A 13,746-nucleotide genomic window follows, 5' to 3' on the forward strand; every position below is an offset into this window, starting at 1 on the left:
ATTCCGCGCGCCCCAAGGCGCCGAGCCGAAAGCGCCCCGATGTCCGCCTTTCACCGGCCGACCGACCTGACCGAAGCCCTTGCCATCGCGGCCGGGCCGGGGGTCAGGCCTGCGGCGGGCTGTACCGATCTGTTTCCGGCGACCGAGGCGCAGGTGCTGGCTGGCCCGGTGCTGGACCTGACCGCCATCTCCGGCCTACGCGGCATCGCGCGCGACGGCAAGGGCTGGCGGATCGGGGCGGTGACCACCTGGGCCGACGTAATCGCGGCGGACCTGCCGCCGGCCTTCGACGGGCTCAAGGCGGCCGCGCGGGAGGTCGGGTCGGTCCAGATCCAGACCTCGGGCACTGTCGCGGGGAATCTGTGCAACGCCTCGCCCGCCGCCGACGGGGTGCCGCCGCTGCTGACCCTCGGGGCGGAGGTGGAGATCGCGTCGGCCACCGGTATGCGCCGCCTGCCGCTCGGGGCCTTCCTGACCGGCGTGCGGCAGACGGCGCTTGCGCCGGGCGAGATCGTGACGGCGATCCTGATCCCAGAGGTGGCCGGACAGGGCGCGTTCCTGAAGCTGGGGGCGCGGCGGTATCTCGTGATCTCGATCGCGATGGTCGCCGTGCGGCTTGTGGTCGTCGACGGACGGATCGCTGAGGTCTCACTGGCGGTCGGCGCCTGTTCTCCTGTGGCGCAGCGGCTTTCGGCTCAGGAGGCCGCACTGGCGGGTCTGACACTGGCCGAAGCCGAAGGCGCGGTGACCGAGACGCTGGTGGCCGATGCCCTGTCGCCGATCGCGGATGTGCGGGCGGACGCGGCCTATCGCATCGCGGCGGCGACCGATCTGGTCCGTCGCGCGGTGGCTGAGGCGGGGAGGGGCGCATGACCATCCGGCAACCGGTTCCGCTGGGTCTGACCGTCAACGGGCGCGATCACCACGTCGCCACCGATCCGACGCGGCGGTTGTCCGACGTGCTGCGGCGCGATCTGGGGCTGACCGGCACGAAATCCGGCTGCGACGCGGGCGACTGCGGGGCCTGCACGGTGCTGATCGACGGCGCGCCTGTCTGTGCCTGCCTGACACCTGCCGCGCAGGCGGTCGGGCGCCGGGTCGAGACGGTCGAGGCGCTGGCTGCCGCGCCGGAAACCGCGGCGTTGCAGGACGCCTTTCTGCGCCACGGGGCCGCGCAATGCGGGATCTGTACGCCGGGCATGCTGATGGCCGCGACCGCCCTGATCCGCCGGACGCCGCATCCGACGCGGGCCGAGGCGGAGGCGGCGCTCGGTGGTGTGCTCTGCCGGTGCACGGGTTATGCAAAGATCATCGACGCGGTTTGCAACGTTCATCCCGGTCCCACGCCCGAGATGCCGCAGGCGGGCGCCGCGGTCGGGGCCCGGCTGCCGCGTCTTGACGGGGCCGACAAGGTCACCGGCGCGGAACGGTTCGGGGCCGATCACCTGCCCGAGGGCGCGCTTGTGGTCCGTGCCATCCGCTCGCCGCACCCCGCGGCGCGGTTCGTGTTCAGCGACCTCGACGGGTTCGCGCGCCGCACCGGCCTTATGGTGTTCACCGCCGCCGACATCCCCGGCGAGAACCGCTTCGGCGTGATCCCGCCCTTCGCCGATCAGCCCGCGCTGGCCGAGACCGAGGCGCGGCTGCGGGGCGAGGCCATCGCGCTGGTCGCAGGCCCGCGGGCGGCGATCGAGGCTGCGGACCTCTCAGCCTTTCCCGTGAGTTGGGAAATACTGGACCCCGTGACCGACCCGGCACAGGCGCAGGGTGCGCGGCCGGTTCTGGCGGAGCGTCCCGACAACGTGCTGACCCGTGGCCGCGTGGTCCGTGGCGATGCAGCCACCGGAATTGCCGATGCAGAGCATGTGGTTACGGGCGAAACCTCAACCGCGTTTGTCGAGCATGCCTATATCGAGCCCGAAGCCGGTGCCGCGTGGATGGAGGGCGAAACGCTCTGCATCCGCGCCTGCACGCAGGCCCCTGTCATGGACCGCGACGACGTGGCAAAGCTGCTCGCCCTGCCGGTGGAACGCGTCCGCATCCTGCCCTCGGGCACCGGCGGCGGCTTCGGCTCCAAGCTCGATGTCTCCCTCCAGCCACTGATCGGGCTGGTGGCGCTGAAGACGGGCCGCCCCGCCGTCATGACCTACACGCGGCGCGAGTCGATGCAATCGACCACCAAGCGGCACCCGGCCCGTATGACCGCCAGCATCGGTTGCGACGCCGGGGGCCGGATCACCGCGATGGAATTCGACGGCACCTTCGACACCGGCGCCTATGCCTCCTGGGGGCCGACGGTGGCGAACAGGGTGCCGGTCCATGCCTCCGGCCCCTATTTCACGCCCACCTACCGGGCCGAAACCATCGCGCTCCACACCAACAATCCGATCGGCGGCGCATTCCGGGGCTTCGGCGTGCCGCAGGCGGCAATCCTGCAGGAAACGCTCTACGACGACCTCGCCGAAAAGGCCGGGATCGACCGGCTGGAATTCCGCCGGATCAACGCTTTGCGGGACGGTCAGCCCACGGTCTGCGGCCAGAGCCTCGGCGGTGTCGGGATCGGCGCCTGCCTCGATGCGCTGTCGGTGGAATGGGTTCGCGCCGTGGCCGAGGCCGAGAGCTTCAACGCCACGGCGGGGCGCATGCGCCGCGGCGTCGGGGTCGCCTCATGCTGGTATGGCTGCGGCAACACCGCGCTGCCGAACCCCTCGACCATGCGTGTCGGGCTGACTCCCTCGGGCCGTGTCGTGCTGCATCAGGGCGCGACGGATATCGGGCAGGGGTCGAACACGGTGATCCCGCAGATCTGCGCCGATGCGCTCGGCCTGCCGCTGGCCGCGTTCGACCTGATCGGCCCCGACACCGCGCTGACACCCGACGGCGGCAAGACCTCGGCCTCGCGCCAGACCTACGTGTCGGGCAAGGCCGCGATGCTGGCCGGGCAGGCGCTCAGGGCGCAGGTCCTCGCCCTGACCAACCGCGCCCCGGATGCCGCGCTTTTGCTCTCAGGCGCGATCCTGACCGTCCGCGACAGCGCCGGTGAAACCACGCTCGACCTCGCCCGGCTGCCGGTGGCGGAGGGTTACGCACTGGTGGCCGAGGAAAGCTACGACCCGCCGACCGCGCCGCTGGACGCGGACGGGCAGGGCGCGCCCTATGCGGTCTACGGCTATGGCGCGCAACTGGCCGAGGTGGAGGTCGACACGGTCCTCGGCACCACCCGTGTCCTGCGGATCGTCGCGGCCCATGACCTCGGCCGGGTCATCAACCCGCTGCTGGCCGAAGGCCAGATCGAGGGCGGCATCGCGCAGGGCCTCGGCCTCGCGCTGATGGAGGAATACCTGCCCGGCCGCACCGAGAACCTGCACGATTACCTGATACCGACGACGGGCGACATGCCCGAAATCCGCTCGATCCTGCTGGAGGTCCCCGATCCCGAGGGACCCATGGGCGCCAAGGGCCTCGGCGAACACGCCCTGATCCCGACCGCCCCGGCGATCCTCAACGCGATCCGCCACGCCACCGGCGCCCGCATCCGCCAGCTGCCCGCGCTGCCGCACCGCGTCCTCGCCGCCATGTGGGAGGCGGGCAGATGACCGCCAACGCCGCATCATCCCGTGTCGTCGCCCGGCACGCCCGAGGGTCTCTGACATGACCGAACCGGCCCCGAAACCCGACAAGATCCGCTGCGACGCCTGCCCGGTGATGTGCTACGTGGCCGAGGGCCGGACCGGCGCCTGCGACCGCTATGCCAACGAGAACGGGCGGATCGTCCGCTGCGATCCGCTGACCATCCTGGAGGAGGCCACAGCCCACGGGACACCGTTGCGCCCCTTCCTCGGCGCCGGCTGGACGGGCGATCTGACTCCTGATGACGGGCGCGTGGTGACGGCGATCGGGGCGGGCACGACCTATCCGGATTTCAAACCGGCACCCTTCATCGTCTCGCGCCAGTTCGACGGGATCGACGCCGTGACCGTGGTGACCGAGGCGATCTATTCCTACTGCGGTGTCAAGGTGAAGATCGACACCGACCGCCATCTCGGCCGCGAAGGCGCTCGCGTTCTGGCGCAGGGCGAAGAGGTGGGGCTGGTCATCACCTCGGAATACGGGTCCCAGATGCTGTCGCTCGGTGGGGTCGACCACCTGACCGGCGGCTCGAAATCCGAAGGCCGGGCCACCTGCGACACGCTCCTCGCGCTTTGCAACTGCGAAGCGGTGGATTTGCAAATCGACGGAGGCGCGCAGGTCACCGTTCAGGCTGGCCGTCCGCCGATCGTCGACGGCCAGCCCGAGATCCGGATGCGCGTCGGCTGCGGCTCGGCCACCATCGGCATGTTCGCCTCGCAATGGCAGGGGCTGGTGGACGAGGTGGTGGTGGTCGACGACCACATCACCGGCGTCGTGTCGGAGCATCAGGCCGGCAAGGTCATCGGCTGGCCCGACACCGGCATCCGCATCCGCGGCCACCGCTCCACGCCCGGTCGCTATTTCCGGGTGGCCGAGCCGGGGCTCGGCTGGGGCGGCACCGATATCGACGACCCGCTGTCGATCCTGAACCCTTGGCTGGCGAAAAAGGGTGCGCGGCCGGGCCTGACGCTGCTCATGGTCTCGACCACCGGCGAGCACGCGGCGTACTACGTGCTCGACGACGACCTCGTCCCGCGGCAACAGCCGATGCCCGCCGCCCTTCAGCCCAGTGTCGACCTGATCGCCGAGAACTGCGAACCCGCGCTCTGCACGGTGATGTTCCAGGCCGGCGCGGGCGGATCGCTCCGGTCCGGGGCGACAAAGAACCCGGTGCAACTGACGCGCGCCGTCCAGTCCGGCGCGGTCCGGGTCACCGTCGGCGGGGCGCCGGCCTACGTCTGGCCCGGCGGCGGCATCACCCTGATGGTGGACGTCACCCGCCTGCCACCCGGCAGTTTCGGCTACGTCCCCACACCGGCCCTCGTCGCTCCGCTGGAGTTCACCACCGACCGCGCCACTTACCGGGCGCTCGGCGGCCACGACGACGCGGTGCGTGACATTGCCGAGGTTCTCGCCAACGGCAATGAATACGGCGCGCGCCACCGCATTCTCGGAGAGGGCGACCGGTGACCGGCCCGCAGGCCGCATGGCTGGCGGACGGACGTCTGCACCTGAATCACGGACCCATCGACCTGATCGTCAGTGCCGAGGGGCAGGGCGCCCAGACCGCCTATGACGCCGCCGCCGCCCGCTTCGCCAGCGTCCTGACCGAGCTTGTGGCCGATCTCCCGCGCCTCCGCCAGCCGGAGCCCCGGCCCTTCACTGCTCCGATTGCCCGTGCCATGGCCGCCGCCACGCGGCCCTTCGCCCCTGAATTCATCACCCCGATGGCCGCCGTCGCGGGTGCCGTGGCCGACGATATCCTTTTGCAAATGACCCGCGCGGCGAATTTGCATAAGGCGATCGTGAACAACGGCGGCGACATCGCCCTGCACCTCGCCCCCGGCGCGTCCTTCACCGCGATGATGCCCGGCGGCCGCATCACGCTCGACCACGTCTCGCCATCCCGCGGCATCGCCACCTCGGGCCGGGGCGGCCGGTCGCATTCTCTCGGTATCGCTGACGCCGTCACGGTCCTCGCGGCCAACGCCGCCGCCGCAGATGCCGCCGCCACGATGATCGCAAATCAAGTCGATCTGCCCGGCCACCCTTCCGTGCTCAGGACCCCGGCCAACCTGCTCTCGCCCGACAGCGACCTCGGCGACCGACCCGTCACCACCGGCCTCGGCCCGCTCACCGCGGATGAGGTCGCGCAGGCTCTCGCCCGCGGGGCCGCCTATGCCGCTGCACTTATCGCCCGCGGACTGATCCACGCCGCGCATCTCTGCCTGAATGACCAAAGCCGAACGGTCGACCCCGAGACTGCAATCGAAAAGGACCCGGCCCATGCCTGACTTCACCCTCCGCAAGACCATGCTTTTCGTCGAGGAGGTCCACCATGACGGTGGCCCGGCACCGGACACCCCGCGCCTCCGCGCCGCCATCGTCGCCCTCGTCACCAACCCTTTCGCCGGCCGCTACGAGCCCGACCTGCAGTCGGCGATGGACGACCTGAAACCGCTCGGCCTGATGATGACCGACCGCCTGATCGCCGCTCTCGGGCGCGACGGCATCGACGGCTACGGCAAAGCGGCGATGTGCGGCACGGGCGGAGAGCTGGAACACACGGCGCTCTGGCACGTCCCCGGCGGCTACGCCATGCGCGACCGTCTTGGCCAGGCGCTGGCGATTGTCCCCTCGGCCATGAAGCAGGGCGGCCCCGGCACCCGCATCGACGTGCCCCTCGGCCATATCGACGCCGCCTATGTCCGCTCCCATTTCGACGCGATGGAGGTCGGCCTTCCCGACGGCCCGCGCGAAAACGAACTCCTCTTCGCCCTCGCGATGTCCAGGGGCCCGCGCATCCATTCCCGCATGGGTGGCCTCGAATCCCACCAGATCGAAAAACGCGACGGCCTCAGGTAAGGCGCGGTTCCCCTGCTTCTCCTGGTTACAAATACTTTGGGGGAGCGCGAGGGGGCAAAGCCCCCTCGTCCACAACCAGTGAAAAGAATGCGCCGCAGGCGCGCAATCCGGTCAGACCCGGCCCGTCAGGCGAACCCGCGGGCCTCCTCGATCGCGCGCAGCATCGCCGTCGCCAGCTCCAGGTTCGGCATGGGCACCCCGCGCGCCGCGCCGAGCGCCACCGTCGCGCCGAAGATCGGCTCGATCTCCAGCGGTTTGCCCGCGCGCAGATCCTGCAGCGTCGAAGGCGCGTGATCCGGCCCGTTCGCCGCATGATACAGCCGCTTCTCCGAGGTCATCCGGATCTCCGCCCCCTCGACAAGGCCGAGCGCCCGCACCTCTTCCATGATCCCCGCCGCCATCCGGCTCAGCACCGGGTCGGTCGCGATCCGCTTCTGCGCGGCCTGCGAGATCGCCGCGACCGAATTCATCGCGCAGTTGCTGAAAAGCTTGGAGAACAGCGAGTTCTGGAACGGCTCCGTCTCGCGCACCGTCCAGCCCGCGCCGCGCAGCATCTCCGCCACCCGCACAACATCGGATCTGTCTTCGCCCGGCAGACGCCCGAGGTCCAGATAGCCCTCGATCTCGACCGAGATCACCCCCGGCTCCGGCACCGAAGCACCCATGTAGGCGATGGACCCGATCGCCCGCTCCGGCCCGACCTCGCGCCACAGCGCGCCGCCCGGATCGACGGCCTCGGCGCCACGGAACCCGCCCTGGCCGTCCGGCAGCGGATACCACCAGGGCAGCCCGTTCACGACCGGCAGCATCCGCCCCTCCGGCGCCAGCAGCCGCCCGAGCGCTGCTGCCATCGGTGGGATCTGGTGCCCCTTGAGTGCGGTGATCACGATGTCCTGCGGCGGCAGGTTGTCCGGATCGGACACCGCCTCGACCTCGACCGTCACATCCTCGGTCGGCGTCACCAGCCGCAGACCCTTATCGCGGATCGCCGCCAGATGCGCGCCCCGCGCGACGACCGACACGCGACCGATGTCCCCGGTCCCGGAGGCCGCGGCCAGCCGTGCGGCAATGGTGCCCCCGATGGCACCGGGGCCGACGACGCAGATGGACAGGGGGCGGTCGGGCAGGGGCGGCGGGGTGGTGGTCACGGGACGGTCCTTTCACTTCGGTGCGGGCGGAATACGGGCGGGACGATAGCAGCGCCGCTCCGGGGGGCAAGCCCGCCCCGGCAATGGTTTACAAGCCAAGGGGCGCTTGCTAGAGCTATCGCGCCTGAAGAAGGAGCCGGGCCCTTAATGTGCACTCTGCGATGGCAAAGCCGGAACGAAAACGGGCGATGGCGCGGGCTGTCGCCGCTCTGACCCTTTTCCGGAAACGGGGCGCCTGCGATGCGCCCGGCACATGAGATCCTGACCAGATGACCGACCTGACCTTTGTGACCAAGGGTGGCGTGACAGTTTCGCGCCGCGAAACCGAAGCCCGATACCTCGAGACCGCCGAAGAGCTGATCCAGACGCTCGACAACCGGCACGGTGCGCTGTTCTCGTCCAATTACGAATACCCCGGCCGCTACACCCGTTGGGAATTCGGCTTTGCCGAGCCGCCGGTGATGATCGAGGCGCGCGGCCGCCGCATGGCGATCCGCGCCCTGAACGAACGCGGGACCGTGCTGATCGGCATCATGCGCCCGGCGCTCGAAGGGCTGGACGCCCTGTCCGCCGTCGAGACGGCCGACGACGGCCTGACCCTGACCATCCGCGAGCCCGACCGGGTCTACAACGAAGAGGAACGCTCGCGCGCGCCCTCCGTCTTCTCGGTCCTGCGGGCGCTGACGGACCTGTTCCACACCGACGAGGATCATCACCTCGGCCTCTACGGCGCGTTCGGCTACGATCTTGCCTTCCAGTTCGAGCCGATCCAGCTCAAGCTCGAACGCCCGGCCGACCAGCGAGACCTCGTGCTGTTCCTGATCGACAGCCTGCTGGTCACGGATCACTATTCGACCCGGTCCTACTGGCTGCATTACGATTTCGCGCAGGGCGGGGCCTCGACACAGGGCCTTCTGGGCGGCAGCCCCGAGGCGGCCTTCGTGCCCGGCCCGACGGACGTTCCGCGCGGCGACCACGTGCCCGGCGAATATGCCGAACTGGTCAAGGAGGCCAAGAAGAGCTTTCGTCGCGGCGACCTGTTCGAGGTCGTCCCTGGCCAGGTGTTCTACGAGCCCTGCAAGGATCTGCCGTCCGACATCTTCCGCCGCCTGAAACGGATCAACCCCGCGCCCTTCGGCTTCATGATGAACCTCGGCGATCAGGAATACCTCGTCGGCGCAAGCCCCGAGATGTTCGTCCGCGTCACCGGCCGCCGGGTCGAGACCTGCCCGATCTCAGGCACCATCAAGCGCGGTGCGGATCCGATCGAGGACAGCGAACAGATCCTCAAGCTGCTGATGTCCAAGAAGGACGAGAGCGAGCTGACCATGTGCTCGGACGTCGACCGCAACGACAAGAGCCGTGTCTGCGTCCCCGGTTCCGTCCGTGTCATCGGTCGCCGCCAGATCGAGATGTATTCCCGCCTGATCCACACGGTCGACCATATCGAGGGGCGGCTGCGCGAGGGGATGGATGCCTTCGACGCCTTCCTCAGCCACGCATGGGCCGTGACCGTGACCGGCGCGCCCAAGCTCTGGGCGATGCGGTTCATCGAGAACCACGAAAAAAGCACCCGCTTCTGGTATGGCGGCGCGGTCGGGGCCATCGGCTTCGACGGCGACATGAACACCGGCCTGACCCTGCGCACCATCCGCATCAAGAACGGCGTGGCCGAGGTGCGGGCGGGCGCGACCCTGCTGAACGACAGCGATCCGGACGAGGAAGAGGCCGAGACCGAGCTCAAGGCCTCTGCCATGCGTGCGGCCATCCGCGGCGACGTGAAGGGCAACGAGGGTGGCGGCGACGGCTACCGCGTGCCGGTCGGCAAGGGGCGGCGCATCCTGCTGGTCGATCACGAGGACAGTTTCGTCCACACGCTGGCCAACTATTTCCGCCAGACCGGGGCCGAGGTGCTGACCACCCGGACGCCGGTCGCGGACACGGTGTTCGAGGACTACAGGCCCGACCTCGTCGTCCTGTCGCCCGGACCCGGCAACCCCTCGGACTTCGACTGCCGCGCCACCATCGGCAAGGCGCTCGACCGCGATCTGCCGCTGTTCGGGGTCTGCCTCGGGCTTCAGGCCATCGCGGATTATTTCGGCGCTGAGCTCGACCAGTTGGACGACCCGATGCACGGCAAGCCGTCGCGCGTCAGCGTGCATCACGCGGGCACGGTCTTTGCGGGCCTGCCCGAGGCCGTGACGATCGGGCGGTATCATTCGCTCTACGCCCGTCGCGATACGCTCCCGAACGAGCTGACCGTGACCGCGACGACCGAAGACGGCACCGTGATGGGGCTGGAACATGCGAATCGCCCGATCGCAGCGGTTCAGTTTCACCCCGAAAGCATCATGTCGCTGGGGCAGGACGCGGGCATTCGGATGATCGAGAACGTGGTCAGCCGATTGGGCATTCGGTAATATTACCTGTGTGCCCGGAAAGTCTTATTTCCGGGCATTTATTTTGCATTAATTAATTTCGGCTAATTTCGGCGGAATGTCGCCTGTGCCACCGGTTGCTCGGTTCCCGAAATGGCACATGTTTGCCACGAACAGGAATACATGCCCCGAACAGGGCACATGATTGTTTCCCACCTGAATTTGCCGTGATGCAACAATGCGTTGTGCGGGCATTGATACGCACCTGACACAATCCGCTTCTTGACGGCCATGTGCTTCTGGTTCAGATCGGACATTACGCCTCCGTCGAAACCACGTAACAAGTTGCAGAGGAAACGCAATTGACCAGGACGATTGATCTGGACGCGCTGTCGCTGGATGAGCTCAAGCAGCTCAGGAAAGACACCGATACCGCGATCCGCTCCTATCAGGACCGTGAGCGAAAGAAGGCGCTCACCGCCTTGGAGGACAAAGCGCGGGAAATGGGGTTCAGCCTGTCTGAACTGACCGGCAACAGCCCCAAGTCCCGCAAGGTTCATCCCCCCAAATACCGCGATCCGTCCGATCCGGCCAACACCTGGAGCGGCCGTGGCCGACAACCTGGTTGGGTCAAGGACATCCTTGCCAGCGGAAAAGACCTAGAAGATTACCTGATAAAACGGTAATCGCGGTCTCCGCACTTCCCATCAGATGAATGCGCCCTGCGCAATCAGACGGTTCTGCAATTCCGCAGGAATGACCGTGCCCTGACCCTGTGCCGCGAAATGGGCTGCGACCCCTGCCGCTTCGCCGGTGGCAAAGGCCGTGCCCATTACGCGGGTGGAGCCGTAGGCGCGGGCATCGGCGCCGATGACGCGGCCCGCGTAGAACAGGTTGTCGATGCCCTCTGCGCGGATCGCATCCAGCGGCACGTGGTAGAACCCGCGGCCGCCGATGAATTCGTAGACGGGCTTGCCCGCCTCGGAATGCAGCTCGATCGGCCAGGAGGCGCGGGCGATCCCGTCGTCGCGCTGACGGCCGGAGAGCACGTCGGCATGGGTGATCTCGTAACGGGCCGCCGGATGGCGCGTCTCGCGGATGCCGATCTGCGGGCCGGTCTGCACCAGCCAGGCATTGCCGAACCCCTCGACCGTGTCGCGCAGCGTCTCGAGCATGACCTGCGCCATCTCGCGGGCTGACTGCTCAGCGGCGGTGAAGCTGCGGATCGACAGGTCGGGCATGTCGCGGTCGATGATCAGCCACCAGAAATCCGGCGTGCCCTCGACACGGGTGTAGATGCCGCCGTCGGTGCGGTGGATCGGGTAGGGCGAGCGGGTGTTGAACTCCTCCACCGCCGCCTGCATCCGCGTCCGGTCGATCCTCAGATCGGGCGAGAGGCCGCCGAACCGCAGCGGCATGGTGTAGGCGTTGATCCGGCCTTCGCCATTGCCGACGCGGCAGTCCTGGTCGGCCACCAGCGCCAGCGCCGCATCCCCGGTGGCATCCACGTAGGCGCCGGCGGACAGGTGCAGCACGTCGTCATGGCCCTCGACGGTCACGCCGTTCAGCACGGCGCCCCGCCGGTCCGCACCGGTGACGCGGGCGTGCAGCATGACATCGACGCCGTGTGCGCGCAGCAACCGGTCAAGGCCCAATTTGAGCCGCTCGGGGTCCAGCAGGACAATCCAGTTGCCGGTGGTCGGGGAATGATAGGGCTGACAGGACAGGCCGAGGCGCTGCATTTCATCCAGCACATCCTGTCCAACGCCTTTCACGGACTGGGTCGCCGCATTGCCGCCGTGGTGAAAGAAGCCGCAATAGGCCAGCACCTGCGCGTTGGTGGCCGCACCGCCCGGAAAGCCGTATTTCTCGACCAGCGCCACCTTCGCCCCGGCCTTGGCCGCCCCGATCGCGGCACCGACGCCGCCGGCACCGCCGCCTGCGACAATGACATCGTAATCGCGGGCGGGCATCAGTTCCTCCAGCTCAGGAAATGGCGTTCGGCGCGGGTGATCAGGAAGTTCACCGTCAGCCCGAGGATCGACAGCATCGCGACGCCAGCGATCAGCTGATCGGTGGACATCAGGTTGCCGGCCAGCAGGACATAGGCCCCGATCCCGTATTCGGCGCCGATCATTTCCGCCGCGACCAGCAGGATGATGGAAATGGAGGCCGAGATTCGCATGCCCGACAGGATCGCGGGCAGGGCGGCGGGCAATACGATCTTGCGGATGATGTGCCACCTGCTGAGGCCGAAGGACTGGCCCATCCGGATCAGGGCCCGGTCGACGCTGTCGATACCGCCGTAGGTGGCGATGACGGTCGGAAAGAAGCAGCCGAAGAGAATGGTGGCGACTTTCGATCCCTCGCCGATGCCGAACCAGATGATGAAGAGCGGCAGCAATGCGATTTTCGGGATCGGGAAAATGGCGGAAACGAGCGGGGCGATCGCGGCGCGGGCGAGGGAGCTGAGCCCGACCGCCGTGCCGACGATGAGACCGAGAAGCGTGCCCGCGGTGAAGCCGAGGGCAAGACGCTGGAGCGAGGCGCTGACATGTTTCTGCAGGTTGCCGGAGGCGGCGAGGTCGGTGAACGCCTCCCACGCCTCGGAGGGTGCGGGCAGGACGAGGGCCGAGATGACCCCGGTGCGGCTGCCGATTTCCCAAAGGACGATGAGGACGAGGAACACGGCGAGCCCGACGAAGCGGCGCGGGCGGGGCAGGAAGCCGCCGCCGCGGAAGCGGACGGGGCGCGCCTCGTCGCGCTCTTGCGTGCGCGCCTCGGGGGATACGGGGGCGGCGGTCAGGTCGGCCATCGTGCGGGCTCCTTCGCGGGGTGGAGAGGGGGGACGGGGGCTGTCTGCCCCCGCGCGGTCCGTTCCGGACCGCTCCCCCGAGCATACTTGGGGCAAGATGAAGCAGGGGGCCTTGCGCTATGCGGGGCCGGGTCAGCCATCTGCCAGTTCGTGGTCGGCGGCCTTGGCCTCGTCCCGCATCATGGTCCAGAGCTGCTGCTGGATCTCGCCGATGCGCGGGTTGGACAGGCTGCGGTCCTTGAGGGGCATGTCGATCTCGACGATGTCGCGGATCATGCCGGGGCGGCGCGACAGGACCACCACCTTGTGGCCGAGGCGGACCGCTTCGGCGAGGTTGTGGGTGATGTAGCACGAGGTGAAGCGTTCGCGGTCCCACAGGTCGATCAGGTCGTCCATCAGGAGCTCGCGCGTCTGGCTGTCGAGCGCCGAGAGCGGTTCGTCCATCAGCAGGACCGCCGGGTTGACCGAGAGCGCGCGGGCGATGGCCACGCGCTGTTTCATGCCGCCCGAGAGCTGCTTGGGCACCGCGCGGCGGAAATCCGAGAGCCGCGTGCGGTCCAGCACGTCGGCGATCCGCTCTTCCTTTTCGGCGGCGGAGAGGCCGTGGCCCTCGAGGACCAGCGACACGTTGCCCTCGACCGTGCGCCAGGGCAGCAGGGCGAAGTCCTGGAACACGTAGGTGAGGGGGTTGAGAGAGCCGGCGGGCGGCTCTCCCACTTGCAGGACCTGTCCCGAAGTCGGCTGTTCCAGCCCGCCGAGCATCCTGAGCAGGGTGGACTTGCCGCAGCCCGAGGGCCCGATCACGCAGACGATCTCGCCCGCCCGGATCTCCAGGTCGATGTCCCTGAGGACCTCGAGCCGGTCATACAGGTGGGACAGGCGGTCGACGCGCAGATCCATGCCTTCGGGC

11 protein-coding genes are annotated in these 13,746 nt (G+C 68.6%); 7 read left to right on the forward strand and 4 right to left on the reverse strand.

All coding sequences use genetic code 11. The features are described 5' to 3' along the window. Positions 1-39 precede the first annotated feature (39 nt). Genes ATO6_RS10820 through ATO6_RS10840 form a run of 5 tightly spaced genes read left to right on the forward strand, consistent with a single transcriptional unit; the run spans position 40 to position 6,495 of the window. The gene (locus ATO6_RS10820; protein WP_088624013.1) at positions 40-873 is read left to right on the forward strand and encodes a xanthine dehydrogenase family protein subunit M; all 834 of its coding nucleotides are present in this window, start codon (positions 40-42) and stop codon (positions 871-873) included. After that, a complete protein-coding gene (locus ATO6_RS10825) occupies positions 870-3,596 on the forward strand; it encodes a molybdopterin cofactor-binding domain-containing protein (RefSeq protein ID WP_088624014.1) in 2,727 nt (908 codons plus the stop codon). The genes ATO6_RS10820 and ATO6_RS10825 overlap by 4 nt, the downstream gene beginning before the upstream one ends. A gap of 55 nt (positions 3,597-3,651) precedes the next feature. Beyond that, a complete protein-coding gene (locus ATO6_RS10830; RefSeq protein ID WP_088624015.1) occupies positions 3,652-5,100 on the forward strand; it encodes a 6-hydroxynicotinate reductase in 1,449 nt (482 codons plus the stop codon). Continuing rightward, positions 5,097-5,924 (forward strand): hypothetical protein, encoded by an 828-nt coding sequence (locus ATO6_RS10835; RefSeq protein WP_088624016.1) that lies wholly within the window; start codon positions 5,097-5,099, stop codon positions 5,922-5,924. The genes ATO6_RS10830 and ATO6_RS10835 overlap by 4 nt, the downstream gene beginning before the upstream one ends. Next, complete coding sequence (locus tag ATO6_RS10840; protein ID WP_088624017.1) at positions 5,917-6,495, forward strand: amino acid synthesis family protein; 579 nt, start codon at positions 5,917-5,919, stop codon at positions 6,493-6,495. The genes ATO6_RS10835 and ATO6_RS10840 overlap by 8 nt, the downstream gene beginning before the upstream one ends. A gap of 125 nt (positions 6,496-6,620) precedes the next feature. Here the strand turns inward: ATO6_RS10840 and ATO6_RS10845 are convergent, their stop codons facing one another. After that, entirely contained in the window at positions 6,621-7,643 is a 1,023-nt protein-coding gene (locus ATO6_RS10845) for a ketopantoate reductase family protein (protein WP_088624018.1), read from the reverse strand. Positions 7,644-7,912: 269 nt separating this feature from the next. On the opposite strand from ATO6_RS10845, the gene ATO6_RS10850 reads away from it, so the two are divergent. After that, complete coding sequence (locus ATO6_RS10850; protein ID WP_088624019.1) at positions 7,913-10,063, forward strand: anthranilate synthase; 2,151 nt, start codon at positions 7,913-7,915, stop codon at positions 10,061-10,063. Positions 10,064-10,383: 320 nt separating this feature from the next. Next, on the forward strand, positions 10,384-10,707 hold the full coding sequence (locus ATO6_RS10855; RefSeq protein ID WP_254919120.1) for an H-NS family nucleoid-associated regulatory protein: 324 nt from the start codon (positions 10,384-10,386) through the stop codon (positions 10,705-10,707). A gap of 21 nt (positions 10,708-10,728) precedes the next feature. On the opposite strand, the gene ATO6_RS10860 is transcribed toward ATO6_RS10855, so the two are convergent. From ATO6_RS10860 to ATO6_RS10870, 3 genes are all read right to left on the reverse strand, one after another. Beyond that, a complete protein-coding gene (locus ATO6_RS10860) occupies positions 10,729-11,994 on the reverse strand; it encodes an FAD-dependent oxidoreductase (protein ID WP_088624020.1) in 1,266 nt (421 codons plus the stop codon). Further along, positions 11,994-12,836 (reverse strand): ABC transporter permease, encoded by an 843-nt coding sequence (locus ATO6_RS10865; protein WP_088624021.1) that lies wholly within the window; start codon positions 12,834-12,836, stop codon positions 11,994-11,996. Before ATO6_RS10865 ends, ATO6_RS10860 begins: the two co-directional genes overlap by 1 nt. 132 nt (positions 12,837-12,968) lie before the next feature. After that, positions 12,969-13,736, reverse strand: coding sequence for an ABC transporter ATP-binding protein (locus tag ATO6_RS10870; RefSeq protein ID WP_088624022.1), 768 nt, complete (start codon positions 13,734-13,736; stop codon positions 12,969-12,971). Positions 13,737-13,746: the final 10 nt, after the last annotated feature.

The sequence above is a fragment of the Oceanicola sp. 22II-s10i genome (assembly GCF_002210105.1).
GTDB lineage: Bacteria > Pseudomonadota > Alphaproteobacteria > Rhodobacterales > Rhodobacteraceae > Pseudooceanicola.